The 25,909-nt window shown below is 68.7% G+C and carries 25 protein-coding genes; 10 read left to right on the top strand and 15 right to left on the bottom strand.

Annotated features, from left to right (window positions below; genetic code table 11):
* Nucleotides 1-10 precede the first annotated feature (10 nt).
* The 4 genes from AC07V5_RS03915 to AC07V5_RS03900 are packed head-to-tail and all read left to right on the top strand — an operon-like array spanning nt 11 to nt 4,665.
* Nucleotides 11-2,848 carry a xanthine dehydrogenase family protein molybdopterin-binding subunit gene (locus AC07V5_RS03915; RefSeq protein ID WP_495114276.1) on the top strand — a complete coding sequence of 946 codons (2,838 nt, stop codon included), beginning with the start codon at nt 11-13 and terminating at the stop codon, nt 2,846-2,848.
* Nucleotides 2,845-3,369, top strand: coding sequence for a (2Fe-2S)-binding protein (locus tag AC07V5_RS03910; RefSeq protein ID WP_495114275.1), 525 nt, complete (start codon nt 2,845-2,847; stop codon nt 3,367-3,369). The genes AC07V5_RS03915 and AC07V5_RS03910 overlap by 4 nt, the downstream gene beginning before the upstream one ends.
* On the top strand, nt 3,366-4,373 hold the full coding sequence (locus tag AC07V5_RS03905) for a hypothetical protein (RefSeq protein ID WP_495114274.1): 1,008 nt from the start codon (nt 3,366-3,368) through the stop codon (nt 4,371-4,373). The genes AC07V5_RS03910 and AC07V5_RS03905 overlap by 4 nt, the downstream gene beginning before the upstream one ends.
* Nucleotides 4,374-4,386: 13 nt before the next feature.
* On the top strand, nt 4,387-4,665 hold the full coding sequence (locus tag AC07V5_RS03900; RefSeq protein WP_495114273.1) for a hypothetical protein: 279 nt from the start codon (nt 4,387-4,389) through the stop codon (nt 4,663-4,665).
* 3 nt (nt 4,666-4,668) lie between these two features.
* Here AC07V5_RS03900 and AC07V5_RS03895 read toward each other — a convergent pair whose 3' ends face one another.
* From AC07V5_RS03895 to AC07V5_RS03885, 3 genes are all read right to left on the bottom strand, one after another.
* Nucleotides 4,669-5,349 carry a class I SAM-dependent methyltransferase gene (locus AC07V5_RS03895; RefSeq protein WP_495114271.1) on the bottom strand — a complete coding sequence of 227 codons (681 nt, stop codon included), beginning with the start codon at nt 5,347-5,349 and terminating at the stop codon, nt 4,669-4,671.
* Nucleotides 5,350-5,492: 143 nt separating this feature from the next.
* The gene (locus AC07V5_RS03890) at nt 5,493-6,161 is read right to left on the bottom strand and encodes a glutathione S-transferase family protein (protein WP_495114270.1); all 669 of its coding nucleotides are present in this window, start codon (nt 6,159-6,161) and stop codon (nt 5,493-5,495) included.
* 10 nt (nt 6,162-6,171) lie between these two features.
* Nucleotides 6,172-7,587, bottom strand: a complete 1,416-nt coding sequence (locus tag AC07V5_RS03885) for a peptide MFS transporter (RefSeq protein ID WP_495114269.1) — start codon at nt 7,585-7,587, stop codon at nt 6,172-6,174.
* Between the two features lie 162 nt (nt 7,588-7,749).
* Here AC07V5_RS03885 and AC07V5_RS03880 point away from each other — a divergent pair, with 162 nt between their 5' ends.
* The gene (locus AC07V5_RS03880) at nt 7,750-8,391 is read left to right on the top strand and encodes a cytochrome c oxidase assembly factor Coa1 family protein (RefSeq protein WP_495114267.1); all 642 of its coding nucleotides are present in this window, start codon (nt 7,750-7,752) and stop codon (nt 8,389-8,391) included.
* A complete protein-coding gene (locus AC07V5_RS03875; RefSeq protein WP_495114266.1) occupies nt 8,388-9,425 on the top strand; it encodes an NAD-dependent epimerase/dehydratase family protein in 1,038 nt (345 codons plus the stop codon). Before AC07V5_RS03880 ends, AC07V5_RS03875 begins: the two co-directional genes overlap by 4 nt.
* 25 nt (nt 9,426-9,450) lie before the next feature.
* Here AC07V5_RS03875 and AC07V5_RS03870 read toward each other — a convergent pair whose 3' ends face one another.
* The 9 genes from AC07V5_RS03870 to AC07V5_RS03830 form a co-directional block, all read right to left on the bottom strand.
* Complete coding sequence (locus tag AC07V5_RS03870; RefSeq protein WP_495114265.1) at nt 9,451-9,789, bottom strand: hypothetical protein; 339 nt, start codon at nt 9,787-9,789, stop codon at nt 9,451-9,453.
* Between the two features lie 3 nt (nt 9,790-9,792).
* Entirely contained in the window at nt 9,793-12,024 is a 2,232-nt protein-coding gene (locus tag AC07V5_RS03865; protein ID WP_495114264.1) for a helicase-related protein, read from the bottom strand.
* A gap of 36 nt (nt 12,025-12,060) precedes the next feature.
* A complete protein-coding gene (locus AC07V5_RS03860) occupies nt 12,061-12,780 on the bottom strand; it encodes a GGDEF domain-containing protein (RefSeq protein WP_495114262.1) in 720 nt (239 codons plus the stop codon).
* A 23-nt stretch (nt 12,781-12,803) separates the two neighbouring features.
* Nucleotides 12,804-13,538, bottom strand: coding sequence for a S1 family peptidase (locus AC07V5_RS03855; RefSeq protein WP_495114261.1), 735 nt, complete (start codon nt 13,536-13,538; stop codon nt 12,804-12,806).
* Between the two features lie 23 nt (nt 13,539-13,561).
* A complete protein-coding gene (locus AC07V5_RS03850; protein WP_495114259.1) occupies nt 13,562-13,822 on the bottom strand; it encodes a hypothetical protein in 261 nt (86 codons plus the stop codon).
* Between the two features lie 478 nt (nt 13,823-14,300).
* Nucleotides 14,301-14,759: a beta family protein gene (locus AC07V5_RS03845; RefSeq protein ID WP_495114258.1), complete on the bottom strand. Its 459-nt coding sequence runs from the start codon at nt 14,757-14,759 to the stop codon at nt 14,301-14,303.
* Nucleotides 14,756-16,009: a helix-turn-helix domain-containing protein gene (locus AC07V5_RS03840; protein ID WP_495114257.1), complete on the bottom strand. Its 1,254-nt coding sequence runs from the start codon at nt 16,007-16,009 to the stop codon at nt 14,756-14,758. The genes AC07V5_RS03845 and AC07V5_RS03840 overlap by 4 nt, the downstream gene beginning before the upstream one ends.
* Before the next feature lie 3 nt (nt 16,010-16,012).
* The gene (locus AC07V5_RS03835; protein ID WP_495114256.1) at nt 16,013-16,297 is read right to left on the bottom strand and encodes a type II toxin-antitoxin system HigB family toxin; all 285 of its coding nucleotides are present in this window, start codon (nt 16,295-16,297) and stop codon (nt 16,013-16,015) included.
* Nucleotides 16,298-16,409: 112 nt separating this feature from the next.
* Nucleotides 16,410-19,151 (bottom strand): polysaccharide deacetylase family protein, encoded by a 2,742-nt coding sequence (locus AC07V5_RS03830; RefSeq protein WP_495114255.1) that lies wholly within the window; start codon nt 19,149-19,151, stop codon nt 16,410-16,412.
* A 124-nt stretch (nt 19,152-19,275) separates the two neighbouring features.
* Between AC07V5_RS03830 and AC07V5_RS03825 the strand changes: the two genes are divergently transcribed.
* Genes AC07V5_RS03825 through AC07V5_RS03815 form a run of 3 tightly spaced genes read left to right on the top strand, consistent with a single transcriptional unit; the run spans nt 19,276 to nt 22,004 of the window.
* On the top strand, nt 19,276-21,057 hold the full coding sequence (locus tag AC07V5_RS03825; RefSeq protein WP_495114254.1) for a DUF885 domain-containing protein: 1,782 nt from the start codon (nt 19,276-19,278) through the stop codon (nt 21,055-21,057).
* Nucleotides 21,054-21,476, top strand: a complete 423-nt coding sequence (gene arsC / locus AC07V5_RS03820; protein ID WP_495114253.1) for an arsenate reductase (glutaredoxin) — start codon at nt 21,054-21,056, stop codon at nt 21,474-21,476. Before AC07V5_RS03825 ends, arsC begins: the two co-directional genes overlap by 4 nt.
* 9 nt (nt 21,477-21,485) lie before the next feature.
* A complete protein-coding gene (locus AC07V5_RS03815) occupies nt 21,486-22,004 on the top strand; it encodes a dihydrofolate reductase family protein (protein WP_495114252.1) in 519 nt (172 codons plus the stop codon).
* A 1-nt stretch (nt 22,005) separates the two neighbouring features.
* On the opposite strand, the gene AC07V5_RS03810 is transcribed toward AC07V5_RS03815, so the two are convergent.
* The gene (locus AC07V5_RS03810; protein ID WP_495114251.1) at nt 22,006-22,869 is read right to left on the bottom strand and encodes an oxidoreductase; all 864 of its coding nucleotides are present in this window, start codon (nt 22,867-22,869) and stop codon (nt 22,006-22,008) included.
* A gap of 118 nt (nt 22,870-22,987) precedes the next feature.
* On the opposite strand from AC07V5_RS03810, the gene AC07V5_RS03805 reads away from it, so the two are divergent.
* Nucleotides 22,988-24,019, top strand: coding sequence for a LysR family transcriptional regulator (locus tag AC07V5_RS03805; protein WP_495114250.1), 1,032 nt, complete (start codon nt 22,988-22,990; stop codon nt 24,017-24,019).
* Nucleotides 24,020-24,207: 188 nt separating this feature from the next.
* Here AC07V5_RS03805 and AC07V5_RS03800 read toward each other — a convergent pair whose 3' ends face one another.
* Both AC07V5_RS03800 and AC07V5_RS03795 read right to left on the bottom strand, forming a co-directional pair.
* Nucleotides 24,208-25,110, bottom strand: coding sequence for an SDR family oxidoreductase (locus tag AC07V5_RS03800; protein WP_495114249.1), 903 nt, complete (start codon nt 25,108-25,110; stop codon nt 24,208-24,210).
* An 11-nt stretch (nt 25,111-25,121) separates the two neighbouring features.
* Nucleotides 25,122-25,874: an SDR family oxidoreductase gene (locus AC07V5_RS03795; RefSeq protein WP_495114248.1), complete on the bottom strand. Its 753-nt coding sequence runs from the start codon at nt 25,872-25,874 to the stop codon at nt 25,122-25,124.
* Nucleotides 25,875-25,909: the final 35 nt, after the last annotated feature.

Here is a 25,909-nt window from a genome sequence, read left to right as displayed (position 1 = left end):
GGAGGCAGGCGTGTCGGACAACTCGGCGACGACCCCAAACGGGCCATTCAGGCTGACCCGGCGGCGCGTCATCGGCGCTGGCGCCGGTGCCGTCACACTGCTGGTGCATGAGCTGGCCCTGGCCCTCAAGCCGCCCACACCGAGGCTGCTTGGCGCCAGCCCGCAGCCGGTCGACACTCCTGTGCAGCCGCACACGCCGCCCGGCGCGCCCGACTGGTCCGGCGGGCCGGGCAAGGCGCGTTTTCGCATCGACGGCCTGGCCAAGGTGACGGGCCAGAAGATCTATGCCCGCGACTTCCGCGCCGTGGACATGCCCGGCTGGCCGCGGACCGAGCGCATGGCCATGATCCTGCGCGCGACGCAGCCCGGCCTGGCCTTCGCGGGCCTGGACCTGAGCCGCCTGGCCGACGCCCAGGCCAAGCCGCTGCTGACGATCACGCAGACGCCGCTGGCCGGCTTCTCCTGGCCACAGCGCGACTTGGCTTCGCAGAATCTGGCGCTGCCCTTCTCCAGCGAGGGTGCCGATGGCGTCCGGCAGCTGCTGGTGCCGGTGGGCAAGGCGCCGCAGTTCTATGGCCAGCCAGTGGCCATCCTGATCTTTGCCGACAGCAACACCTACCGCCGCGCCAAGCGCGCGCTGCAGTTCGAGCCCGGCGTCGTGAAGACCGGCGCGCCCCCGCCCCCGCCGCCCGAGCCACCCGTCACGGCCTACGCCCCGGTCAACTATCTGACGCGTTATGAGGCCGCAGGTGTCGCGCCCTTCTCTCAGGTGCAGGTGGGTTGCACGTCCGACCCCTTCGCGAAGGACTCCAAGGAGCAGCCCTACAACACCACGGCCAAGGCCTTGCGCCAGCGCATCGACGCGGTGCTGAAGGAGCACAACCCCGCCGTGCTGCGCATGGGCGGCACCTACAAGACCCAGGTGCTGGACCCGATGTTCATGGAGCCCGAGGCCGGCCTGGCCTGGCTGGATCCGTCGGGCACTGGCACCATCAGCCTCGTGCTCGGCACCCAGGCTACCAATGGCGACTCGACCGACAGCCTGGCGATGTTCGGCGCCGAGACCTGCCCCATCAAGGTCAAGACCGTGGTGCTGAACTCCTGCTACCCCGGCGGCGGCTTCGGCGGGCGCGACGTGTCCACCTTCCCGCCGCTGCTGGCCGTGACGGCCGCGCTGGCCGACGGGCCGGTGCGCATCGCCCAGGACCGCTACGAGCAGTTCCAGGGTGGCTTGAAGCAGCTCGCCAGCAACATCAAGCAGCACATCGCGGTGGACAGGACGAGCGGCAAGTTCCTGGCCTTTGGTAGCCACCAGGTGCTGCCCTCAGGCGGGCAGAACAACTACAGCCAGTTCGTCGCCATGCTGGCGGCCTATTGCGGCCTCAGCGGCTACGACATCCGCCGGGCCTATGTGGACGCCGTCGCCCAGCCCAGCACCGGCGTCGTGGCCGGTTCCATGCGCGGCTTCGGTGGGCCGCAGGCCAGCTTCGCGGTGGAGACGCTGGTGGACGAGGTGGCCGTGGAGCTCAAGCGTGACCCCATCGAGCTGCGCGAGATCAATGCACTGCGCCAGTTCGACCGCACGATCACCGGCGCGCCGTTGACCCAGGTGATGACGCTGCGCGAGATCTGCCGCCGCGCCCGTGAGCACCCGCTGTGGCGCGACCGCGAGGCGGTCAAGGCCCGCAAGGCCAGGGAGGGCGTCCGCTACGGCGTTGGCTTTGCGCTGGCCAACCAGGCCTTTGGCACGGGCACGGACGGCGTCATGGCCGAGGTCGCCCTTGCACCCGACGGGCGCCTCACCGTGCGCACCAATTGCGTGGACATGGGCAACGGCTCAGCGACGACGCTGGCCATCTCCACGGCCACCTGGCTGGGCCGCAACGCGCACGACGTCGTCATGGGCGACGTGGGCAGCTTCAACGGGCTGGACATGAACAGCAAGAAGGACGGCAGCTGGAGTGATCCGCACTGGACGGCCGGCTTCTCGATGTCCAGCAGCGCCTGCCTCACCGCCTTCCACCAGGTGCATGTGACCGAACAGGCCAGCCGCGTGCTGTTCGAAGCCGGGCTGCTGCCCGCGGCCGCGGCGCAGTGGGGCGTGCCGCTGGCGCAGGTGCAGGGGCGCACGCGCTGGGAGGCCGGCCGGTTGGTGGCGCCCGGGCTTGATCCGCTGCCGCTGGCGCTGCTGGCTGCCCAGGTCCACTCGAGCAAGCTGACGGCCGCCGCGATGGTGCACGGCTTCTACGAAGGCGCGTGGGTGTCGGCCACCTACGAGATGCCGCGCGGGCCGGCGCTGCTGCTGCCCATCGACGGCTTGTCGCTGCGCCCCGCCGGCAAGTCGAGCTGGACGTCCGTGCTGCGGCAGGACGTCATTCCGCCCAACCCCGAGGCGGGGCTCTACGGCCGCAGCCTGTACGCGCCATCGGGTGTGCTCGTGGCCGTCGAGATCGGGCCCAAGAGCTTCGAGCCGCGCGTCGTCGACGTGCAGCTGCTGCTGGATGCCGGCAAGGTCTTGCAGCCCGACCTGCTGACGGGCCAGGCCCAGGGCGGCATCGCGATGGGCATCGGCTATGCGCTGCTGGAGAACCTGCCGTTGGAGGCCGGTGGCGCGGGCGATGGGCGCTGGAACCTGGACCGGTACCAGGTGGCCTTGTCGGCCGACGTGCCGCTGGCGCGCCTGGGCATCACGACGCTGCCCACCGACGAGCCCACGGCCAAGGGCATCGCCGAGGCGGTGCTCTGCCCCATCGCGCCGGCCATCGGCAACGCGATCGCGCATGCCACGGCCAAGCGCTTTCGCTCGCTGCCCATCACCGCTGCAGACATCGAAAAGGCTTTGTCATGAGCGACCTCGTCCCCGTCCAATTCCACGTCAACGGCCGGCCCGTGCGCGCCGACGTGCCGACCGACCTCCCCCTGGTCGACTTCCTGCGCGAGGAGCTGGGCCTGTCCGGCACCCGCCTGTGCTGCGGCATCGGTGTCTGCAAGGCCTGCACCGTGGCTGCGCGGCGCGCACCGTGCAGCCAGGCGCAACCCATGCTCGCCTGTTCCACGCCCGTCGCCCTGCTGCAAGGCCAGTTGATCACGACGGTCGAAGGCACCGGCAGCATGGAGAAACCCAGCGCCATCCAGCAGGCCTTTCTCGACCACTTCGCCTTCCAGTGCGGCTACTGCACGCCGGGCTTCGTCATGGCGACCGAGATGCTGATCGAGCGCCTGCGCGCCCAGCCCGTCCACCGTGACCGGCTCGACGCCGCCATCGAGGAGGCCGTGGGCCAGCACATCTGCCGCTGCACCGGCTACGCCCGCTACCACCAGGCGATACGCGCGGTGGTGCTGGCGCAGAAAGGCCTGGTGCGCGCATGAAAGCCTTGTTGCTGTTGCTGCTCATCGGCGCCGCGCAGGCCGAGACACAGTTCGAGTACGGCCGCCAATGCGCCCAGCAGATCACGGAGATCCCCGCGTTCAACTGCATGGCCGGCGAGGAGATTCCGATCACCGTCGACGGCAAGGCCGTGCCGCCGCAGCCGGCGCCCGCGCGCTGCGACAAGCCCTCGCTGCTGCCGCAGAACGATGCTGGCGGCCAGGGCCAGTGCGTGCCCGGCAGCCGCGCGCTGGTGCTGCGCGACGACAAGACCGCGCAGATCAGCGCCGTCTGCCGCAAGCAGGTGGCGCGGCCGGCGGGCAGCGCGCTGTTCGACGAGATCAACGTCATCTCGCACAACTTGCGCGACGGCAAGACCTGCTGGTTCACCGCCAAGGCCAAGGCACCGCTGACGGAAGGCGCCGGCATCGACGGCCGCTGGGTGCCCTCGCCCAGCACCCTCACACGCAAACCGCCTCCGCCCAGCGTGGAGGGCGTGAAGGCGCTGCCGGCCGACAAGGTCTGGCTGTCACCCTACGACGTGGCCTTCAAGCAGCCCGCTTGCATTGGCTGCCATGACAGCGGCCCCTTCATGTACAGCCCCTACATCGCACAGACGACGATGCTGCCCGGCGATCCCTTTGGCTATTACCAGCCCAAGGCCATCGGCGAGGACTTCAAGCGCGCCTGGGCCAAGCTCAACGCCTTCGGCATCACGACGCGTGGCAACACCTGCACGGCCTGCCACCGCATGGGCAACATGAACTCGTGCCAGGTCGCGATGAAGCAGTCCACCGGCAACGCGCCGCAGCAGGGGGGCGATGAATGGTCCAAGCGCTTCCCGCAATCGCACTGGATGAGCCCGGGCAACCTGCACAGCAAGGCGCAGTGGGACGAGCAGTTCAGCGATAGCCTGAAGAAGCTGGCCGCCTGCTGCGAGAACCCGCAGGGGGCGGGGTGCAGGGTGGTGGAGTACGGGCCGAAGGGGACATTGCCCAGGCCGTAGAGAAAGCATTCACTTGGAACGATCTGCACTCTGCGCCACGCTGCAGTCGGCGGACTTTGACGTGGTGTCCTTTGAAGTGCACACGCAGTTCTTCGGCAACTGGCTGGCGCACTTCAGCCGCGGGCTGCGCAGGTTCGAGCTTGTGGCGGACAACCGCGAAGGTTGGCTGGCGCTCTGGGGATATGGACCGGACGGCCGCGGCGCCCGGCTGCACGAGGTGCGGTCTCATACCTTCGATCAGGCGGACGAACTCGAAGTCATCGAGCGCTGGATTCAAAGCCTGGTGCGCTAGCTTTCAACTGCGCACGAAGCGCATCAACCGCCCTCGATAGTCCGGCCTCCCCGCCTCCGCACTCAGCAGCGTCTCGCTGAACTCAAACCCCAGCGCCGCCATCCGCTTGCCGAACGCTGAGCGGTTGCCGCGGTTGGGGTCGACGATCAGCAGCTCGCAGCTCGGCAGTGCGTGCTTCTCGATGAAGGCTGCCAGCGCGCCGCCGTCGTCGCGCTCGTAGAGCACATCGCTGCCGATGATGAGATCGAAGCGGCCCTGCACGCGCGGCGCACCGCCCTCAGCGGCGACGGCGTCCTCGCTCCAGTCGCCATGGCAATAGCGCATCGGCGCGAGTTCGTTCAGGCGCAGGTTCTCCAGCAGGAAGGCGCCGGCCAGCGGGTGGATGTCGCTGGCCGTGACCTCGGCGCCGCGGCGATGGCACACCAGGCTGGCCAGAGCCAGGCCGCAGCCGATCTCCAGGATGCGCTCACCGTCGGTCAGGGGCCGGACCGCCATCGCGGCGGCCAGGTGCAGCCCGGAGGGCCAGACCTGGCCGAACAACGGCCATTGCGCCGACGAGATGCCCAGGGCCTCGGCCGCACCGGCCGGGTCGGCGAACTGGTCGTTGTCCAGCAAAGAGCGAATCTGCAGATTCGTCGCGCCATCGATGGCGAGCGTCTGGACTTTGATTTCATAGCCGGGCATGAGAGCCCTCCGGGTGACCTGCGTGTCAGAGCGCAATGCGACACGGGGAGGTCAGCGCCGCTGGTTCACAGCGGCCGGGCGACAGGCCGGCGGGGCAAGACGGGAACGGGGCTGCGGAGTGCAGCCGTGGGCCAGTCTAGGGCCTAGCTCATCAGGCTGTACGGGCCGCCACGCTCCAAGGCCTTTTTGTACGCGGGCCGTGCGTGGATGCGCTGCAGGAAGTCGTGCAGCTTGGGGTAAGCGCTCATGTCGCCCCCACGTGCCGCTGCGGCCTCCACGGGGAAGCTCATCTGCACGTCCGCCGCCGAGAATTCCGCGCCGGCAAACCATGGCCGCGCGGCCAGCTCGCCCTCCAGGAACTTCAGCTGCGCGTCGATGTTGGGTTGCACGAAGCTGCCCAGCACCTTGTCGGCAATGCCCTTGGCGATGGGCTTCACGAAGAAAGGCATGGGCGAACGCTTGATCTTGTTGAACACCAGCTTCATCACCAGCGGCGGCATGGCCGAGCCTTCGGCGAAGTGCATGAAGTAGCGGTAGTTCAGCAGGTCCTGTTCGCCCGTGGGCTTCAGCTTGCCCTGGCCGTAGCGGTCCACCAGGTACTCCAGGATGGCGCCGCTCTCGGCCACGGTCAGGCCGCCGTCGGTGATGACGGGGCTCTTGCCCAGCGGGTGGACCTTGCGAAGCTCGGGCGGTGCCAGCGAGGTCTTGGCGTCGCGCTCGTAGCGCTTCACCTCGTAGGGCAGGCCCAGCTCTTCGAGCAGCCAGAGCACGCGCTGCGAGCGGGAGTTGTTGAGGTGGTGGACGGTGATCATGCGGTGCAGTTTAGGGACGAGCCGGCTCTTCGTCCGGCGCCAGCAGCTTGCCGAACACCAGCTTCACCGCCAGCAGCCCCACGCCGGCCGCGGCCACCAGCACGGCGTGCAGGCCCCAGAACTGCGAGCCCGGCATGGTTTCCAGCAGCCCCGCCAACCAGCCGACAAAGGTGTTGCCGAAGAAGAGGTGCAGGTAATAGATGCCGATCATGACGCCCTGCAGGCCGCGGGGTGCGGCGCGTGAGTACAGGGCCAACCCCACCGGCAGGATGTTGGCGAAGCCGATGTCGTTGACCAGCGTGTAGGCGAGGGTCCAGAGGATGCTGATCTTGCCGCCGCCGGCCTCCAGCGCAAAGGCCGGAATCAGCAGCAGCGCCGGCGCGCACGCGGCGACGAAGGACCCGAGCGCGATCTTCGTGATCTCGTCGGGTTCGCGGCGGCGCTTGGCCCACCAGGACCAGAAGGCAATCGAGCCCAGCATCGTGGCAAAGCTCACCGTGGCGTCAACGGATTGCAGCCAGCTCACTGGCACCTCGAAGCCGCCCACCATCATGTCCATATGCTGCTGCGACCACAGCGGGTAGGCGTTGTTGAACTGCTGGTTGCCGACGATGGACAGCATCAGCAGCGGCAGGATGGCCACGAGCAGCACAACCTGCATCACGCCGCGGCGGCCCAGCGGCGGCCGGGCTTCGGCCTTGGCCGCGCTGCGCGCGGGCTCCGGCGGCAGCCAGCGCCGGCCTGCCAGGTAGACGAACAGGCCGATCAGCATGCCCACGCCCGCCGCGCCGAAGCCCCAGTGCCAGCCCACCTTCTGGCCCAGCGTGCCGCACACGAGCGGCGAGACGATGACGGCGATCTGCACGGCCAGCATGAAGATCTGGAAGGCGCTGGCGCGGCGTTGGTCGCCCGGTGCGTAGAGGTCACCCACCTGGGCCGCGATATTGCCCTTGAAGCAACCGACGCCCATCAGCAGGCAGGCCAGGGCCGGCAGCAGCGCGGCTTCGAAGGCCATCAGGAAGTGGCCCGTGGCCATCAGCAGCGCGCCGATGACGATGGTGCGGGTGCGGCCCAGCAGGCGGTCGGCCAGCAGGCCGCCGAAGATGGGTGTCAGGTAGACGAGGCCGGTGTACAGGCCGAACACGATGGACGCGAGCTGCTGCGTCGAACGCGGGCCGGTCACGTTCTCGATGGCGGCACGGAAAGCGTCCATGCCGGCCACGTGGCCGATGTTGGCGGGCATGAACAGGTAGTTGCTCAGGTAGAGCACCAGCAGCGCCTGCATGCCGTAGTAGCTGAAGCGCTCCCACAGCTCGCAGAAGGACAGCCAGCCGAGGCCGATGGGGTGGCCCAGGAAGGCGCGGTCGTGGCGGGCGCGTGCGTCGCTTGTGGCGTCGGGGCCCGCGGTGAGGGTGGCGGAGGTCAAGGGGGTGGTTCCGAATTCGAAAAGCTGCGACTGTCCCCTCGCGCCGCTGAGGTGGCAATTCGCACTCGCCCGCGGGTGCCGCCGGTCATGGGTGCGGGTTTGCCGCGCGCCCACCAGCCCCGGCTTTTGGTGCAATGTGTTGAGAAGCCAACCAGGGAGCGTATGGACGCCGACAACACATCAGGCCAGGGCGCAGCTGCCCCTTTACCACCGGAACTGCAGCGCTGGAACTGGGGCGCCTTCCTGCTGAGCTGGATCTGGGGCATCGGCAACAACACGCTGATCGCGCTGCTGATGTTCGTCCCCTTCGTCAACATCTTCTTCGTGTTCGTCCTCGGCGCCAAAGGCAGCGAATGGGCGTGGCGAAACAAGCGCTGGGACAGCCTGGCTCAGTTCCAGTCGACTCAGCGCAGCTGGGCCAAGTGGGGCGTCATCGTCTGGTTGGCGTCGATCGTGCTGGCCTGCACGTTCGTCTTCGTCATCTTTGGTGTTCTGAAAGACTCCGAGGCCTACAAGCTGGCACAGGCCCGCCTGGATACGGATGAGCGCGTCGCCGAGATCGTCGGCAGACCCCTGTCGACGGGCATTCCCATGGGGCAGATCCAGGTGTCCGGGCCGCGCGGTGCGGCCAGCCTTTCCTTCAGCGTGGAAGGCCCCAAGGGCAAGGGCACCGTCTTTGTAGAAGCACGCAAGGACATGGGGCAATGGAAGATCGAGCGCATGGTGTTTGAGGAGGCGGGCACGGGTCGCCGGCTGGACCTGGCGCCGGAGCCACCAACGCGCGCCACGGAATCCGCCACATGAACTCGCCCCAACAACGCATCCTCGTCACCGGCGGCACCGGCTACATCGCCGGCGTCCTGATCCGCCAACTGCTGGCCGAGGGCTGGCAGGTGCACACCACCATGCGCGACCTCGCGCGAGAGCCGGCGCTGCGCGAGCTGCTCGGTGCGCAGCGCGGCGCAGAGAAGGATCAGCTGCGCTGCTTCGCCGCCGAGCTGATGCTTGATGCCGGCTGGGCCGAGGCGGCGGCGGGCTGCAGCCACATGGCCCATGTCGCGTCGCCGCTGCCGGTCGGCGTGCCGCGCGATGCCAACGAGCTCATCGTGCCCGCCCGCGATGGCGCGCTGCGGGCGCTGAAGGCCGCACGCGATGCCGGCGTGCGGCGCGTCGTGATGACCTCCTCCGTCGCCGCCATCTCCTACGGCCATGGCCCCGGCGAGCACCGCTTCACCGAGAGCGACTGGACGAACCTGGCCACACCCGGCATCCCGCCCTACATCCAGTCCAAGACGGTGGCCGAGCGCGCCGCACGAGACTGGGTGGCGCGCGAGGGCGGCGGGCTGGAGTTCTGCACCGTCAACCCGTCCGTCGTGCTGGGCCCGGTGGCCAGTGCCGACTACTCGGCCAGCGTCGTCATCGTGCGCAGCCTGCTCGAAGGCCGCATCCCAGCGCTGCCCAACATCGGCTTTGGCATCGTCGACGTGCGCGACGTGGCCGAGCTGCACTGGCGCGCATTGACGGCGCCCGGCATGGCCGACGAGCGCTTCATTGCCTGCGGCGGTTTCCACTGGCTGCACGAGGTGGCGGCCGTGCTGCGCACCGAGCTGGGCGAGCAGGCGCGGCGCGTGCCGACGCGGCGCATGCCCGACTGGGCCGTGCGGCTGCTGGCGAAGGTCAGCCCAACCTTGCGTGCGGTGGCGAGCGAGCTGGGCACGGTGCGGCACCAGGATGCGACGCATGCGCGGGAGAAGCTGGGGTGGGTGCCCAGGCCGCCGAGGGAGGCGATCTTGGCGACGGCGAGGGACCTGATTTCGCTGGGCGTGCTGCGAGGTTGAGCCGCAGCAACCCGGTGCACCCGCCTTACCGACTGCGGACCACGGCGAAGACCGTGACGATCAGCCCGACCGGAAACACCCAGGCAAACAGCCCGAGCAGGCTCTGCGTGTCCCGCAGGGCGAAGCCGACGATGCCGAACGCCATGCCGCCCAGGCCCATGACCAGAAGCAGAAAGTTGCCGGCGGAGCGGCTCGCGCGGCTTCGTGAGTCTTCATCGTCGTCGTTGAGAAACGCGCCGATGAACAAGGGCGCGGCTGACAGGAACAGCACCCAGCGCGAAACGCTGTGGCCGTGCCGTTCACTCCAGTGCAACAGCAGCAGCGGCGGCAGGCCGAGCACGAGCCAGACCAGAACCTTCTTCAAGGCTCACCGCCCCCGCCTCTGCCACAACGGCTTCTTCCCCTTCAAGTGCCGCTCGATCCCGTCGTTCAGGCGCGAGCGCAGGTCGATGACCGCCTCGACATGCCCGAACACCTCGGGGAAGCGCAGGTCCAGCCACAGCCACAGCGTGCACTGGCGCAGCGCCTGCTCCATCCGGTCCAGGCGGCTGTGTTCGTCCACGTCGTCCAGGAACCAGGGCGTGCCGGCCTTGCCGGTACGGGCGTGGCTGGCGGCCCAGGCCTGGAATTGCTCGACGACCTGGGGCAGGCGGTCGTCCACCGGCGCCTGCGCGTAGCGGAAGCGCTCCTGCAGCGGCAGCGAGCCGGCGTTGCGGTCCAGCATCTCGGCCAGGCCCAGCATCTGCTCCAGCTCGGCCACCTCGAAGTGGGCGTCGTCCAGGCGCAGCTGCTGCATGAAGACGGTCAGCACCTGGTGCAGGCTGGTCACGCCCAGGCGGGCCGAGATGGTCTGCACATGGCGCCAGTTGGGCGCCACCGGGCACTTGAAGTCGCGCGGCGCGCGGGGCTCCTTGGGCAGCAGGTCGCGCAGCGTCTTCATCGCGTCGGCCTCGGCCTCCTTCAGCACGCTGACGAAACCTTCGTCGTGCATGCCGTAGCGGCCCGCGCGGCCGGCGATCTGGTGCACCTCGCCAACGCTGAGTTCGCGGTCGCCCACGCCGTCGAACTTGGTCAGCGTCGAGAACAGCACGCGGCGGATGGGCAGGTTCAGGCCCATGCCGATAGCGTCGGTGGCGACCAGCACCTGGCTGGCGCCCACCGCAAAGCGCTCGGCCTCGCGGCGGCGCACCTCGGGCGGCAGCGCACCGTAGATGACGCTGACGACATGGCCGTTCTGCGCGATCTGGTCGCGCAGCATCAGTACGTCGCGGCGGCTGAAGGCCACCACCGCGTCGCCCGACTGCAGGTGCGTCATCGGCACCGGCGCGGGCATCAGCTGCACCTGCTGCTTGCGCTCGAACACGCGGCGCTCGGGCTTCTCGCCGCACAGCAGCAGCAGCCGCTCGATGGCGGGCGCGGCGTAGGCCGACGCGATGATGATGAGCTCGCGCGCCGGCACGCCGACGATGGCCTGCGTCCAGGCCCAGCCGCGCGAGTCGTCGAAGATCATCTGCGCTTCGTCGATGACGGCCACGTCGATGGTGTCGCGCGTGTTGACCATCTCGATGGTGCTGCTCACCACCCGTGCGCCGTTGGCCGGCACGTTCTCCTCGCCGGTCAGCAGCGAGCAGGGCACGCCGCGGCCCACGAGCCGGTCGCGCCCCTCCAGCGCCAGCAGCCGCAGCGGCGCGAGGTAGGCGCCGTCCAGCGCCTGCGCCAGCCGCTCGAAGGCCGAGTACGTCTTGCCGCTATTGGGCGGGCCGAGGTAGAGGGTGACCTTGCGGCCCAGCTTGCGCGCGGCGTCGAAGCTGTCCGGGTAGCCCTGGAAGGCCAGTTCGCGGCCCAGGCTGGCCAGCGTGTCCTGCTCCTCGACCTGCTGCTCCCAGCGGTCCTGCGCACGGGTCAGCGCGGCCTTCAGGTCGGTGAACGGCATGGGCACGCCGCACTCGGCCTGCAGCCGCGGCAGCAGCGACGCGAGCTGGCTGGCATGGCCCATCGCCTCGCTGCGCGCGAGGAGTTGGTTCAGGTGCAGGGCCAGCTCGGCGGTGTAGGAGTACTCGGGCGCCTGGCCCAGCGCATGCCGCAGCGCGGCCGCGTCGCCATCGCGGAAGAAGGCCCACACGGGGCCTTCCGGCACCGGCACGCGGTGCGACAGGTCGATGCGCCAGCCCTCGTGGGCCAGCAGGATGGGGTGCATGCACAGCCGCGTGAACAGCAGGCCCTCGCGGCGCAGCCCCAGGCTTTCGAGCTGCGACATGCGCTGCTGAAGCTGCGGGCGCAGCGTGTTGGTCTGCGGTGTCGCGTCCAGCTGCGCCATCGCGACGGCGATGTGGGCCGGCAGGATCCAGCGGCTGGGCCGCCCGCCGCCGGCGGCTCTGGAGATCTGGATGCAGCCGAGGCGGTCCAGCGAGTCATCGCTGCCGTCGTCGAAATCGGCCGGCACCAGCACCTGGGGCAGGGCATGGGCGGCCTGGCGCACGCGGGCCCAGTCTTCAGCCGCCAGGCCCGCGGGGAAGCGGGCGGCGTGGCGGGGCTGGGGAAGGGGAAAGGCCGGCGCAGGCGGCCGGGCAGCAGAGGATTCAGGGGTCTCGGACTTCACGCTGGAAGTGGAACACAGGCCGCACGCGACAGCGCTTCAGCGCCGGGCGGCCAGGGCGCGTTTGGCGCGGTACATCGCCTCGTCGGCTTTTTGCACCAGCACCCCCGGCGACTCGCCGTCATCGGGGAAGAGGCTGAAGCCGATGCTGGCCGACACCGCCATCACGTGGCTGGCCAGCGCGCAGGGTACGGCCAGGGCCTGGCCGATCTTGAGGGCCACCTGCTCGGCGTCCTCGCGCCGGCTGGCCGGGGCCAGCACGACGAACTCGTCGCCGCCGAAGCGGCAGACCGTGTCGCTGGCGCGCACGGCGGCGGTCAGCGCACGCGCCACATGCTGCAGCAGCAGGTCGCCCACGGCATGCCCGAACTCGTCGTTCACCTGCTTGAAGCCGTTCACGTCGAGGAAGTAGATCGCCAGCCGGCCGCCGTGGCGGCGCGCCAGCGCCAGGTCGTGGGCAAGGCGGTCCCACAGCACCTCGCGGTTGCGCAGGCCCGTCAGCGCGTCGGTCTGCGCGGCCTTGACGGCCACCTCCAGCGCGGCATGGGCGGTTTCGGCCTCCTGGGTCACGAGCAGGTTCTGCACGAGCAGGCGCTCGTTCTCGATGCGTGCATCCTGCGCTGCGGTCAGGCCCTGTTCGCTGTGGGCCTCCCGGATGGCCGCCTGCAGGGTCAGCAGCGTCGCCTCGGCCGCGGCGATCTCGCACCGCAGCGCGATCAGCCGGCGTTCGTCGGCGAGGTCGATGTGCGGCGTGTCCATGCGGGCTGGCCCATCGGTCCGGGTCAATCCTCGGCAGGCTCGGTCAGCGTCATGACGATGTCCGGGTACCAGGAGGCGTTCAGCCCCAGCGACTCATCGGCCACCAGGTCGCGGTCGCCCATGTCCAGGCGTGAGGAATGGATGCCCACCAGCAGCCAGGGCAGCGTCGCCCGGCCCGGCGCCCTCACCACCACCGGCGCGCCGCTGATGCCGCGGTGGGTGCGCGCGTCGGTCAGGAACCAGCCCATGCCCTGAAAGCGCCAGCCATAGGGCGAGGCCACGGCGCCTTGCCGCACGACGGGGAAGTGGTGCAACCCGTCGTGGAAGCCGAGCGGAAAACCGGGGATCAGCACCTGCTCGCCGATGGCGACCTCGTCGTCGTCACCGGGCAGGTTCTCCGGCGTGAAGGCGGCCAGCGCGGCCGCGGGCGGCAGAGCGTCGGCCTCGATCTCCATCACCGCCACGTCGATCTCGCCGCCGTCGTCCTGGCCCTGGCGCCAGTTGGCCAGGCCATCGCGGTAGAGCAGCATCGACAAGCCGATGGAGTCGGCGAGGTTCTCGGCGTCCGGGTGCAGCTCGATCTCGATACGGTCCGGGTGGTGGCCGCTGGGCTCGTCGATGAAGACGTGGCGGCTGCTGACGAGGTAGAGCCGTTCGTCGCGGCGGAAGAAGAAGCCGCTGGCGCTGGTCAGCCCTTTCGTACCCAGGAACGTGCCGATGCGGACCGTGGCCAGCAGCAGGGGGTCGATGGTGGCCACGGCGGCGCCTCCCCGGGCGGCGCTCAGAACGCCGGCCGCGGGGTGGAGCGGGCGAGTATCGAAGCCAGGTGCTTGCAGACGTTCTCGCCCGTCGTCGTCAGGCGCAGCGAGCCGCCGTGCCACTCCATCCAGTGCATGGCCACGTAGTCCTCGATATAACCCGCGTCGATCTCGGCGGCCCGTCGTCGCTTGAGCAGGTCGACGGTGGCGAGCAGTTCATCGCGAAGGGTGTCGCGGCGCGTGGTGGCGGGCGGCGTGACGGGCTGGGGTGCAGAACGCTTCATCGAGGTCTCCAAACGGGCAGGGATGGCATGCCTCTCGACGTGCAAGAAGCATGCCCTGGACGGGGTGGATGTCTCGGTGGTTTCCGCGAACCGGGCGGTGAGCGAGCGCTTCGCTGCAACGCAAGGGCGGACGAGCCGTGGCACCGTGGGGTGGGCCGCCTCGACAGGCTGTTCGAGAGGGTCCGGGTTGGGGCTCGCCGCTTGATGGAGGATGACGACCGATGCCAGCCGGCGGGAGCCGGCCAGGCTTGGGGGCGCGAAGAGGAATGCGCCGGCGTCCAGCCACCGATGTCGCGCCGTTGAGCAGATACGCGACGGGAAGACTGATTCTAGGGCGCGGGACGTGTCCGTTAGACGTGCGGGTCGACCAGGATGAACTTGCTGCCCGCAGCGCTTGAAGATCCGGCGGAACGGGAATTGCCACGTCGGACCTTCCCACCATCGCCGGAGCCGCCCATGCCACGCGAAATCAAAGTCGTCAGCGAAACCGTCGCCGCGCTGGCGCACAAGGTCTACGAGTTCGCTTGCCAGCGCAAGAACCTGCACCTCTGGGCTTCGGGCCTGGCGTCGGCCGACATCGAGCAGGAGGGCGACCACTGGGTGGTGGCCGACTCACCCATGGGCCGCATCCAGATCCGCATGGCGTCGCGCAATGACTTCGGCGTGCTGGACCATGACGTGACAACGCCCGATGGGGTGCACATGCGTCAGGCATCAAGCCATAGAAGTCGACGAAGAGTTCGCCAAGCGGGGCATGCTTGCGTACGTACTGGCACAGCAAGTGCACATGCTCATCAACGCTGGGCTTCTTCGGATCGATCGGCATTGCCTCTATCAGAGGTTTGACTCGTTCACGCACTTGGCGCGAGAGCTTTCCGATAGCGACTACGTCATTCAATTTCCCCTTGACGATGGGGACATACAGCGGGGGGTTCATTCATCCCTTCCTTCCTCAGGAAAAGCCTCTTGAAATTGCTTCTGCACTTCGCCTTGACCTAAGAACTCACGAAACTGGTTGTATTGCCCGGTCTCGAACTGCACTCGTCCCGCGACGATCGCGGGGTGGATATGTAGATGATCGGCAAGTTGTTGGATGCTCTCGCGAGAGGGGGCCAAACGCGCGGGACTTCGTTCCCAAACGGCACGTTTGATTAGCGCGTCCCTTGCGATCCGATTGGCTTCGTTCTCCTTAGCTTCAGGCGTACGTTCAGCGCTTGCAATACGCTCGACTCGATCAATGAAGGCTTCGCTCGAATCGTTCAAATGTCGCCAGACATGAGCGACTTCGTGCAGAAGTGTGAACCAAAAGTAGTCGACGCGGTCAACGCGAAGCGTTAGACCAATGACTGGCCGACCGGCTTCGGACATCAGCGCCGCGCCGTCGATGACGGCGTTCCTCAGCCGCTTTTCAACCACAACGACGATTCCGAGCTTTGCGAGGAATTCGACGGCCAGGACAGGGCCATTGGCCAGCCAGCTCAGGCGTGCCAAATCGCGTAGCGTGTCAGTAGTGATCTTCGCCGGATCGAACGAAGCCAACGATCCACTCACTTCGCGCGCTCGCATTAGCACCCGCGCGGTCCAGGCCAACGTCGAGTAATACGACTTGTCGTCGATCTCGACACCCAGAAATCGGCGACGGAAGAGCACCTCCGCAGACTCCTTCGGAAGAACTTGCTTAAGGAATGATTGGAGGCGCTCCGCTGTCGTCGCCCCTGACACTCGTACGCCGTTGAACCAACCTCGGCGCTCCATCTCCCCATACGGGAACTGTTTCCAGTCAATTTCCGCTGCGGCGGCAGGAGTGAGTGACGACGTTCGATGAGGCTCTACACCAATGAGCGCATCAGCAGACACGCCCAGCCCGACGGAGAGAGCCCGAATCATTTGAACGGTCAATGGACGCTTCCCTGCCAGCACTTCAGAAACGCGGCTGCGGCTGCCGATCATCGAGATCAGGTCCTTTTGGCGAAGACCTTGCTCGGCCATTCGAAACTCTATGACGTCGAGTGGATCCAGTACCTCAAAAGTGAAGGTGCGCTTCTCATAGTCTTCAATGAGGAGGGTAAGGAGTTCCAGACGCTCCGCGTCGTTCGTGCCGGGCGCGGGGTCGAGCGCAACAAGAGCTTCAGCCTCGTGAAGCGTTTGCTGATGCTCAGCCTCAGTCCTAAGGACTCTGTACGTCATTTCCTAGAACTTCCTCTTGTCGTACTCAGCGTGAGTACCGATCCACTTGATTGCAACGACGCCGATGCCAAAGGCAACCTGCGTTTCAAGTCTGTATTCGTTGCCCCGCACGTTAAAGATCACGACGTTGTCTACAAGGAAGCTCGCAGATGGGTAACGCAACTTGACGTCCTGAGGCGTCTTCCAAGCGAGCTGTTTGACATCGCGAAGCCAGTTCGCAATCCACTTGCGGCAGTCGGCGTGTTCTTCACAGAAGGCACTCAGAAGCCCTTGGCCAATGATTCTCATGAAGCAACTTCTCCGTTGACATGGCTGCCTCCGTGTTGGTCCCAAATTGGGACATAGATGGATTGTTCCCCGTTTGGGAACAGGTGTCAACAACGCAGCTAGCGCTGCCGATTCACAACGGCTTCGGCCGCGTCCCCTCCGATGGATTCGCAATCCACCCCTGCACCTCCGCCGCCCTCGCATGCTTGGGCGCCAGTTCCAGGAAGGTCTTGTAGGCCGCCATGGCCTTGCCCTCGTCGCCGGCCTGCAGCCTTGCATCGCCGAGGTTGAGCCAGGCCAGCGCCCGGCTGGCGTCCATGTCCACGGCCTTCTCGAACCATGTGGCAGCTTCGGCAAACTTGCCGCGCCGGTACAGCACAAAGCCCAGGTTGTTGGCCGCCAGCGCGAACTTCGATTGCAGCTGCAGCGCCTCCTTGAACGCCGCTTCGGCGTCGTCGTAGCGGCGCTCGCGGTAGAGCTGCAGGCCGCGGTCGTTGGCGCGTTGGGCGGCCACACGGGCGCCCGGGTCCACACGGGCGGTGGTGGCGGCCAGGGCCTGGTCCTTCCCGTCCAGTCCCTTGATAGTGACCTGCACGCCGCTCGCTGCGCCACTGGCCGCTACCGAAACCTGGCGGCCGGCGTTGCTGGCTTCGTCCAGCTTGGCGGCGAACTGGCTGGCCTTGTCGTCCAGCTGGGCCACGGCGCCGCTCAAGCCCGGTTCCTGCGCAGTCGGCAGCTCGAAGATGAACTCGCCACCCTCGCTGCCCGGCAGGCTGCCGAAGGCGGGCGTCTGGTGGGCGATGGCGGACACGGCGGGCGCGACGTAGGCGGCCAGCTCGGTGGCAGTGATGAGGCCGTCGCCGTTCAGGTCGGCCTTGCCGTTCAGCGCCTGCAGCAGCGTCCAGGTGAACACCGAATGGCCGCCCGGGCCGTCGTCGGCCACCTGCTGGTCGGCACCGCCGGCGGTCATCATCTGACGGCCGACGCGGCGGGCGTTGGTGCGGGCGAAGTTGCTGTCCGCCGCGGCTGAGCCGCCCCGGGTCAGGCCCAGGCCCGAGTAGCAGGCGTCGATAACGAAGAGCGCGTGCTTGGCCGTGATGGCCTCGGCCACTTCCTGCAGCTGGGGCATGGCGATGGCGTCGGCCTGCAGGTCGTTCAGCCCTGCGTCCACCGGCACGATGTAGCCCACTTCGCGGCCGCTGGGCAGCTTGCGTGTGCTGCCGTGGCCGGCGAAGAAGACGAACACGCGGTCGTCGCGCTTCACGCGCTTGGCGTCCCCGAAGCGCTCGTTGAGCGCCTTCAGGATGTTGGCCCGCGTGGCCTCGGCGTCGGTCAGCAGCGTGACGTTGTCGGCGTGGAAACCGAAGCGCGTGACCAGCGATTCGCGCACGGCCTGCGCGTCGCGCACCGCATGCGAGAGCTTGGGCCAGGCCGTGTATTGGTTGATGCCGATGACCAGCGCGTGGCTCTCGCGGTACAGCTCACCCGGCGCGGGCGGCGGCGCGGCGGCAGCGGTGCGCTCGGCGGACACGACGAACTGCCCGTCCTTGAAGCTCGCGAAGCGCCAGCCCTCGGCGGCGAGCTGGTCCAGCACCAGCGGCAGCGCCTGCACGGTGCGGGCGTGGATGTCGTGGAAGAGCACGATGCCGCGCTGCTGCTTGTCCAGCTCGGCCATCACCCGCGCGGCGATGCTCTTGGGGATGGGATCGCTCCAGTCCAGCGAGTCGACGTTCCACATCATCGAGCGTAGTTTCAGCGCCTCGATGGTGGTCAGCGCGCCATCATTGCGAGCGCCATAAGGAAAGCGAAACAGGGCGTCGCCATTGCGACCCGCCGCATCCAGCAGCGCCTCCGTGTTGGCGGCTTCTTCCTTGACCTTGACCAGCTCGAACTTGCTCATCAGCCCATGCGTGAAGCTGTGGTTGGCGAGCTGGTGGCCGGCAGCCAGCACCCGCTTGGCCACGGCGCTGCCGTTGCCCGGCTGCACCTTGCCGGCGGCGTCCAGCTTGCCGAGGTTCTGGCCGAGCTGAAAGAACACGGCCGGGGCGTTGTAGCGCTTCAGGATCTCCAGGATCTCGTCGGTGTAGCGCGCATGCGGGCCGTCGTCGAAGGTCAGCAGCACGGTCTTGGGCGGCAGCTTGTCGCCAAAGACCTCGCGCTCCTTGGCGGCCACGCCGCGCATGGCGCCTGATGCCGGTGGCTCGGGCGCCAGGTCGGCAGCGGCGGGCAGCTGGGCGCCGTGCTGCTTCATGACGGACTCGCGCGTGTGCAGCGCCTTCAGCTTGGCGACGTAGTCCGTCCAGCGCTCGCGCTTCAGCTCGATGCCGCGCTTGGCAAAGCCGCCGAACACCTCCTTCAGCTCCTGCTCATAGGCCTTCTCCACCTCGGCCAGCGTGTCCAGGTCATCCTGCGCGTGGCGGGCGAGCTTGATGCCGTCCAGCGTCTGCGCGTTCTTCAGGCCGGCGGCCAGCTGGCCCAGCACCTCCTTGAAGGCGAGGCGGTCGGCGTCGAACCAGCTCGGCTCGGCCTCGATGCGCGTCAGCAGCGCGGCCGTGGCTTCCAGCGCCTCGGGTTTGAGGGCGGCGTCGGCCAGCCGCTGTTGGCGCTGCAACAGTTCGTGGAAGAGCTGCTGCCCTAGCGACTGCACCGCGCGGCGCTGGGTGGGCGGCAGCGCGGCCTCGCCGTCCATCAGCACGACGATCTGGCGGTGCAGGGACAAGAGGCCGTCGGCCTCCTCGCGCAGCTTGGCCGTGGCGTTGGTGTCCTGCGGTGCGGACGCGGCCGGCAGCGCGGCGGGCACGTCGTTGACGCGCTGGCAGGCGCTCAAGGCTAGGAGGGCGGCGGTCAGCAGCAGGGCGGTCGGGGTGTGGCGCATTGCGGGTGAGAAAAGTCAGCGGCGCGATTGTGGGCCGGCTTGGGGGCCGACATGGGCTGCTGCCAGGTCTTGGCGGCAGCGGCTCGCAGAATCGCTCCTCCAAACGAATCCGCCCGCCGTCACCATGCGCCTGCTTGCCCTGACCTTCGCCCTCGCTCTGGCTTTGCCGGCCCAGGCGGCAACCCCCTCGCAGCGCCTGGCCGACCTGGCCACGCGCTACTACGACGCCCAGTCCCGCTTCGACCCCCTGACGGCGACGTTGAGCGGCGACAACCGCTTCGACGACCAGCTTGTGCTGACTCTGGCCCCGGCCGAGCGGACACGCCGCTTCGCCGCCTACCGCGGCTTCCTGAAGGAACTGGCCGCTGTGCCCGCCAAAGCGTTGCCGGCCGACCAACGCCTGACCCGCGAGCTGCTGGAGCGCAGCCTGCGCGGGCGGCTGGCCTTCGAGCGCTTTCCCGACCATCTGCTGCCCCTGCAGCAGATGGACGCCGTGCCCCTGCAGCTCGCCATCTTCTCCAGCGGCCAGGCCGAGCAGCCATTGAAGACGGCCGCCCAGCTGGATGCCTACCTCAAGCGCATCGCCGCTCTGCCTGCCTGGTGCGACCAGGCCATCACCAACATGCGTGAAGGCATGAAGCGCGGCGTCGTGCAGTCGAGGCCTGTCGTCGAGGCCACGCTGCCGCTGCTGCGAGACCTCGCCGAGCCCGACCTCGCACGCAACCCCTTCGCCGCACCCGCCCGTGCCCTTGCGGAAAGCCTGGCGCCCGACGATGCCCGCCGCATCGCCGACGCCTACCGTCGCGAAGTGGCCGAGCGCACCGTGCCGGCCCTGCAGCGGCTGCTGGCTTTCGTGCAGGCCGACTACCTGCCCGCCGCGCGCCGCGACGCCATCGGCGTGAGCGCCCTGCCCCAGGGCCCCGCCTGGTACCGCCACCTGGTGCGCGAGCAGACGACCACCGACTTCACGCCCGAGCAGGTGCACCAGCTCGGCCTGCAGGAGGTTGCGCGCATCCAGGGCGAGATCACGCGCCTGGCGCCCCAGCTTGGCTACACGGGTGACCCGCTGAAGAACGGCGGCCTGCTCGCCTGGGCGCGCACGGATGCGCGCTTCCTGCCCTTCAAGACCGAGGCCGAGATCCTCGACCGCTACCGCGCCATCAACGCTCGCATCGAGCCGCAGTTGCCCAAGCTCTTCGGCCAGTTGCCGCGCATGCCGCTGGACATCCGCGCCGAACCCGAGCTGACGCGCGCAACCGCGTCGGACCACTACACCCTGGGCCAGGCCGATGGCAGCGCGCCGGGCGTGTTCTGGGCCGTCATCACCGATCCCCAGATCTACAGCGTGGCGACGATGACGGCGCTGTTCCTGCACGAGGGCCAGCCCGGCCACCACTTCCATCTCGCACGCCAGCTCGAGATGCCGCAACTGCCCGAGTTCCGCCGCCGCACCTGGATCAACGCCTATGGCGAAGGGTGGGCGCTCTACGCCGAGACCCTGGGCCATGAGCTGGGCCTGTATGCCGGCGACCCCGTAGCCTATGCCGGCATGCTGCGCCTGGAGATCAGCCGCGCCGCCCGTCTCGTCATCGACACCGGCCTGCACGCCAAGGGCTGGAGCCGCGACCAGGCCCTGGCCTACTGGAAGGACGTGACCGGCGCCAGCGACCAGCAGGCGACGTCGCAGATCGACCGCTACCTCGCCTGGCCCGGCCAGGCCCTGGGCTACAAGATCGGCGCGCTGAAGATCCAGGAGCTGCGCCGCCGCGCCGAGCAGAAGCTGGGCCCGAAGTTCAGCCTCGCGGCCTTCCACGACCAGGTGCTGGGCGCGGGCTCGTTGCCGCTGTCGCTGCTGGAGAAGCGCATCGATGCGTGGATTGCGGCGCACGCTAAGGTGGCGCCATGAGCGACATCACGATCTTCCACAACCCCAAGTGCGGCACCTCGCGCAACGTGCTCGCGCTGATCCGCCATGCGGGCCTGGAGCCACGCATCGTCGAGTACATGAGCGCCCTACCCAGCCGCGACGAGATCCGCGCGCTGGCGACCGCCACCGGCCAGCCCTTGCGCGCGCTGTTGCGCGAGAAGGAGGCCGTCTTCACCGAACTCGGCCTGGCCGATCCGGCGCTCAGTGACGACGCGCTGCTGGATGCGATCCAGCAGCATCCCGTGCTGCTGAACCGCCCCATCGTCGTCACGCCGCTGGGCACCGCGCTGTGCCGGCCTTCGGAGGCGGTGCTGGAGTTGCTGCCGGTCGAGCCGTTGCCGCCGTTCACCAAGTCCGATGGCGAAGTGGTGCACGACAGCGGCAAGCGCCGCGGCTGAGGGCACAACATGCGCAAGCTTCGCTACAACTGCGCCGTCAGCCTGGACGGCTTCATCGCCGATCCGGACGGCGGCTATGGCTGGATCGTCGAGGACGCGAGCATCGACTTCGACGCGCTGTTCGCCGAGTTCGACAGCTTCGTCATGGGCCGCAAGACCTTCGAGGTCATGCGGGCCCAGGGCGAGGCCAATCCGCTGCGCGGCAAGCGCGTCATCGTCGCGTCGCGCACCTTGGATGCGACAGCGCATCCCGAGGTCACCGTCGTGCGCGACGACATCGCCGGCCATGTCGCCGCGTTGAAGGCCGAGACTTCGGAGCGCGATGTCTGGCTCTTCGGTGGCAGCGATCTGGCGGGCCAGCTCCTCGAGGCCGGCCTGGTGGACCGCCTCGAGGTGGCCGTCATGCCCGTGCTGCTGACGCGCGGCATCCCGCTGCTGCCGGCAGGCCGCGAGCAGCGGCTGGCGCTGGTGTCGTCGCGCAGCCTGGCCAGCGGCATCCAGATGCTGGTCTACGACGTCGTGCGCTGAATCACGCGGCCTGCAGCTTCGGGAAGTCCGTCGACGCCGCCACGCCGCGCCACTCGGCCGTCTCGCGCTCGACGAACGCGTGCTTGTCGGCAATGGCCTGCAGCGTGTCCGTGCCCAGGGGCAGGCGCAGCGGCGGGGTCTTGGCGTCGACCAGGGTGAGCATCGCCTGGGCCAGGCGCTCGGGGTCGCCGGGCTGGTTCAGACTGATGCGCTTGGCGGCTTCGCGCACCTGGCCGGCGCTGGCGGCGTAGTCGGCCAGCTCGCGCGGCGACGTGACCAGGGACTGGCCCTCCAGGAACTCGGTGCGGAAATAGCCGGGCTCGACGACGGTGGCATGGATGCCCAGCGGCGCGAGTTCGGCGTGCAGCGCCTCGGTGATGCCTTCGACGGCGAACTTGGTCGAGCAATACACGCCGAAGCCGGCCGCCGACCGATAGCCGCCCAGCGACGAGATGTTGATGACATGGCCACTGCGGCGCTCGCGCATCTGCGGCAGCACGGCCCGGGTCACGTTCAGCAGGCCGAAGACGTTGGTTTCGTACAGGCGGCGCACCTCGTCGGCGCTGGCCTCCTCGACGGCGCCGAGCAGGCCGTAGCCGGCGTTGTTCACGAGCACGTCGATGCGGCCGAAGCGCGAGATGGCGGCCTGCACGGCTTGCGCGCTCTGGGCCTCGTCGGTGACGTCCAGTGCGACGGCCAACAGGCCCGGGTGGGCGCCGAAGCGCTCGGTGATGGTGGCCGCATTGCGGGCCGTGGCAACGACGGCGTCGCCATGTTCCAGCGCGGCGGCCGCGATGCGTGCGCCGATGCCGCGCGAGGCGCCGGTGATCATCCAGACGCGCTTGAAGGTGGGGGTGGTGGTCATGTTGGGCTCCAGGGTGGTGGGTGAAAGTTGCGATCGGCCGATGGGATGAAATTTAGGACCGCGATTGAGATCCAACTAGCCCAGAATCCAGCCATTGATTCGCAAGGGAATCGTGACAATGGCTTTCAACGAACTCCGCGCCATCGCCACCTTCACCAAGGCCGCCGAGCTGGGCAGCCTGCGCCAGGCCGCCGTGGCGCAGGCCATCACGCCGCAGGCGGCCAGCCAGGCGCTGACGCAGCTGGAGACCTACCTCGGCGTGCGCCTCTTCCATCGCACCACGCGCAAGCTCAGCCTCACGGAGGAAGGTGCGCGCTTTCTTGAATCGGCCCGGCCGGGCCTGGAGAGCTTGCACCGCGCGCTGCTGGACGCGCGCCGCGACCGCGAGCAGATGGCCGGGCCGCTGCGCGTCGTGGCGCCACGCTTCATCGCCCGCGAGCTGCTGTGGCCGCTGCTGGACGAGTTCTGCGCCGCTCACCCCGGCATCGAGCCCGATGTGCGGCTGGACGACCGCTTGGGCAACTGGGTGGAAGACCGTGTGGACGTGGGCTTTCGCGCCGGCGGCCCGCCCGAGGAGGGGTTGATCGCGCGCCGGCTGTTGCCGTTGCAGCTCATCGTCTGCGCGTCGCCCGCCTACCTGCAGCGTCACGGTGCGCCGCAAAGCCTGGACGAGCTGGCGCGCCACCGCTGCAGCGGCTTTCGCCGCCCCGGCACCGGCAAGCTGATGCCGTGGGAGTTCATGGTCGACGGCGAGATCGTTGCGCGCGAACTGCCGGCAGGCCCGTGCATGAACGACATCGAGCTGGAGCAGCAGGCCGTCGAGGCGGGGCATTGCATCGGGCAGCTGGTGGGCCTCGTTGCCGCGCCGGCCATCCGCGCGGGGCGGCTCGTGCCGCTGCTGACGGCGCACGTCGCCGAGCATCTGGGCCTGTACCTGTACTACGGCAGCCGCGTTGCCCAGCCGGCGCGGGTGCGCGCCTTCATCGACCTGGCCGCAGCCCGCATCGCCGACAACCCGGCCTGGGTGCTGAGTGCCCAGGAGCTGGGCCGCGCCAAGGGTCAGACGCGCAGCCAGCCCAGCGCCAGGCACGCGACGGTGGGCAGGCCGAACAAGACCAGGAAGACGGGCACCTCCTCGGCCAGCGAGTAGCCCGCGCGGCTGACACCCACCCAGAGGTTGAAGAGGGTCAGTGCCGCCCAGGCCGCGACGAAGACGGCCCGCGCCGTCGGCCGCGCCTGCGGGAACTCGGCCTCGAAGAGCCGGCCGAGGATGAGGGCGGCGGCCAGCAGCAGGCCGCCCGCGAGCAGGAACAGAAGGCTTCTTATGGGTGGCCTCCTTCAGCCGGCAACGACGGTGGGCCTGAGCAGGTCGGCAATGCCGATGCGCACGGCGAAGTCCTCGCGCACGCGCTCGGCCACCTCCGTCACGGCGCCAGCGCCGTCGTCCATGAAATCGACGACGGAGCGGAAGGGCCGCTGGCCATGCGCCAGGCCGACGACGCGCACGACCTCGTCGGCCACGGCCTGCGGGTCGGCCTCGGGCGGCATCAGCGCGGTCAGGCGGGCGCCGATCTGGTCCATCAGGCCGACATAGCGACCGTAAGCCGAAGCCACCTCGCCATCGCTCGGCTTGCCGGCATTGGCGAAGTGATCCGTGCCGCTGGTGAAGGCGCCGGGCACGACGATGCTGGTCTCGATGCCGAAGCGGGCCAGTTCCCAGCTCATCGTCACGGCCAGCGAATCCATCGCCGCCTTGGCCGCCGCGTAGGGGCCGAGGAAGGGTGGGAAGCCGCCGCGCGTCGTCGTGCTGCCTATCCACAGCAGCAGGCCGCGCTCCTGCGCTCGCAGCTGCGGCAGGGCCGCGCGGTTGACGCGCTGGGCGCCCAGCACATTGGTGTCGAAGACGGCCGTGATCTCCTCCGGCGTGTAGGCCTCGGTGGGCCCGACGACGAGGTGGCCGGCGTTGTGCATGACGACGTCCAGGCGCCCCTGCTCGGCCACGATGGTGGCGATGGCCGCGTCGGCGCTGGCTTGCGACAGCACGTCCAGCTCGGCGACGCGCAGGTCCAGGCCGCGGGCAAAGCTCCAGTCGCGCAGATCGCGGGCCTTGGCCGCGTTCTTGCCCGTGACGCCACGCATGCTGGCGTAGACGGTGTGGCCGGCGGTGGCCAGGGCCAGGGCGCTCAGCTTGCCAATGCCGCTGGAGGCGCCGGTGACGAGGATGACTTGTGGGTTGTTCATGGTGTCCTCCTTCAGACGATGCCGCCGTTGACGCGCACGGTCTGGCCATTGACCCAACCGCCCTGCGGCCCGGCCAGCACGCCGACCATCGCCGCGATGTCCTCGGGCTGGCCCAGGCGCTCCAGCGGCGCCATCTTGGCCAGGCGTTCGACCTGCTCCGGCGTCTTGCCGTTCAGGAACAGGGCCGTCGCCGTCGGGCCGGGAGCCACGGCGTTGACGGTGATGTTCTTGCCGCGCAGTTCCTTGGCGAGGATGTTGGTCATGGTCTCGATGGCGCTCTTGGTGGCGGCGTAGACGGCATAGCCCGGCAGGCCCAGGCCGATGACGCTGGTGGAGAAATTGATGATGCGGCCGCCGTGGCGCAGGCGCTGGGCGGCCTCGCGCATGGCCAGGAAGCTGCCCTTCACATTGATGTCGAAGAGGCGGTCGAAGGTCTCGTCGCTGGTGTCGGCCAGGTGGGGCAGTTCGTTGGCCATGGCGCCGGCGTTGTTGACGAGCACGTCCACACCCCCGAAGGCCTCGGTGGCGGCGTCGAACAGCAGCCGGGCGGCACCGGCATCGGCCACGTTGGCCTGCACGGCGATGGCGCGGCCGCCGCGGCTGACGATGGCATCGACGACCTTTTGCGCTTCGACGGCATTGCCGGCGTAGTTGACGACGACGGCATGGCCATCGGCCGCCAGGCGCTGGGCGATGGCCGCGCCGATGCCGCGCGAGGCGCCGGTGACGATGGCGACGGGGGAAGAAGAAGTGGTGTTGCTCACGGGGTGCTCCAGTCGGTGGGGTTGGAAGGCAGGAC

It is taken from the genome of Roseateles sp. GW821-FHT02E12 (assembly GCF_059421665.1).
Note: the sequence above shows the minus strand (reverse complement) of the source record. Positions and strands in the feature narration are given on the sequence as shown.

Coding starts and splice junctions, on each gene's coding strand:
- AC07V5_RS03845 (WP_495114258.1), bottom strand. CDS start 14,759: ATGAACCCCCCGCTGTATGTCCCCATCGTCAAGGGGAAATTGAATGAC.
- AC07V5_RS03800 (WP_495114249.1), bottom strand. CDS start 25,110: ATGAACAACCCACAAGTCATCCTCGTCACCGGCGCCTCCAGCGGCATT.
- AC07V5_RS03875 (WP_495114266.1), top strand. CDS start 8,388: ATGAACTCGCCCCAACAACGCATCCTCGTCACCGGCGGCACCGGCTAC.
- AC07V5_RS03860 (WP_495114262.1), bottom strand. CDS start 12,780: ATGGACACGCCGCACATCGACCTCGCCGACGAACGCCGGCTGATCGCG.
- AC07V5_RS03905 (WP_495114274.1), top strand. CDS start 3,366: ATGAAAGCCTTGTTGCTGTTGCTGCTCATCGGCGCCGCGCAGGCCGAG.
- AC07V5_RS03810 (WP_495114251.1), bottom strand. CDS start 22,869: ATGACCACCACCCCCACCTTCAAGCGCGTCTGGATGATCACCGGCGCC.
- AC07V5_RS03895 (WP_495114271.1), bottom strand. CDS start 5,349: ATGCCCGGCTATGAAATCAAAGTCCAGACGCTCGCCATCGATGGCGCG.
- AC07V5_RS03880 (WP_495114267.1), top strand. CDS start 7,750: ATGGACGCCGACAACACATCAGGCCAGGGCGCAGCTGCCCCTTTACCA.
- AC07V5_RS03890 (WP_495114270.1), bottom strand. CDS start 6,161: ATGATCACCGTCCACCACCTCAACAACTCCCGCTCGCAGCGCGTGCTC.
- AC07V5_RS03825 (WP_495114254.1), top strand. CDS start 19,276: ATGCGCCTGCTTGCCCTGACCTTCGCCCTCGCTCTGGCTTTGCCGGCC.
- arsC (WP_495114253.1), top strand. CDS start 21,054: ATGAGCGACATCACGATCTTCCACAACCCCAAGTGCGGCACCTCGCGC.
- AC07V5_RS03815 (WP_495114252.1), top strand. CDS start 21,486: ATGCGCAAGCTTCGCTACAACTGCGCCGTCAGCCTGGACGGCTTCATC.
- AC07V5_RS03805 (WP_495114250.1), top strand. CDS start 22,988: ATGGCTTTCAACGAACTCCGCGCCATCGCCACCTTCACCAAGGCCGCC.
- AC07V5_RS03840 (WP_495114257.1), bottom strand. CDS start 16,009: ATGACGTACAGAGTCCTTAGGACTGAGGCTGAGCATCAGCAAACGCTT.
- AC07V5_RS03910 (WP_495114275.1), top strand. CDS start 2,845: ATGAGCGACCTCGTCCCCGTCCAATTCCACGTCAACGGCCGGCCCGTG.
- AC07V5_RS03850 (WP_495114259.1), bottom strand. CDS start 13,822: ATGAAGCGTTCTGCACCCCAGCCCGTCACGCCGCCCGCCACCACGCGC.
- AC07V5_RS03835 (WP_495114256.1), bottom strand. CDS start 16,297: ATGAGAATCATTGGCCAAGGGCTTCTGAGTGCCTTCTGTGAAGAACAC.
- AC07V5_RS03830 (WP_495114255.1), bottom strand. CDS start 19,151: ATGCGCCACACCCCGACCGCCCTGCTGCTGACCGCCGCCCTCCTAGCC.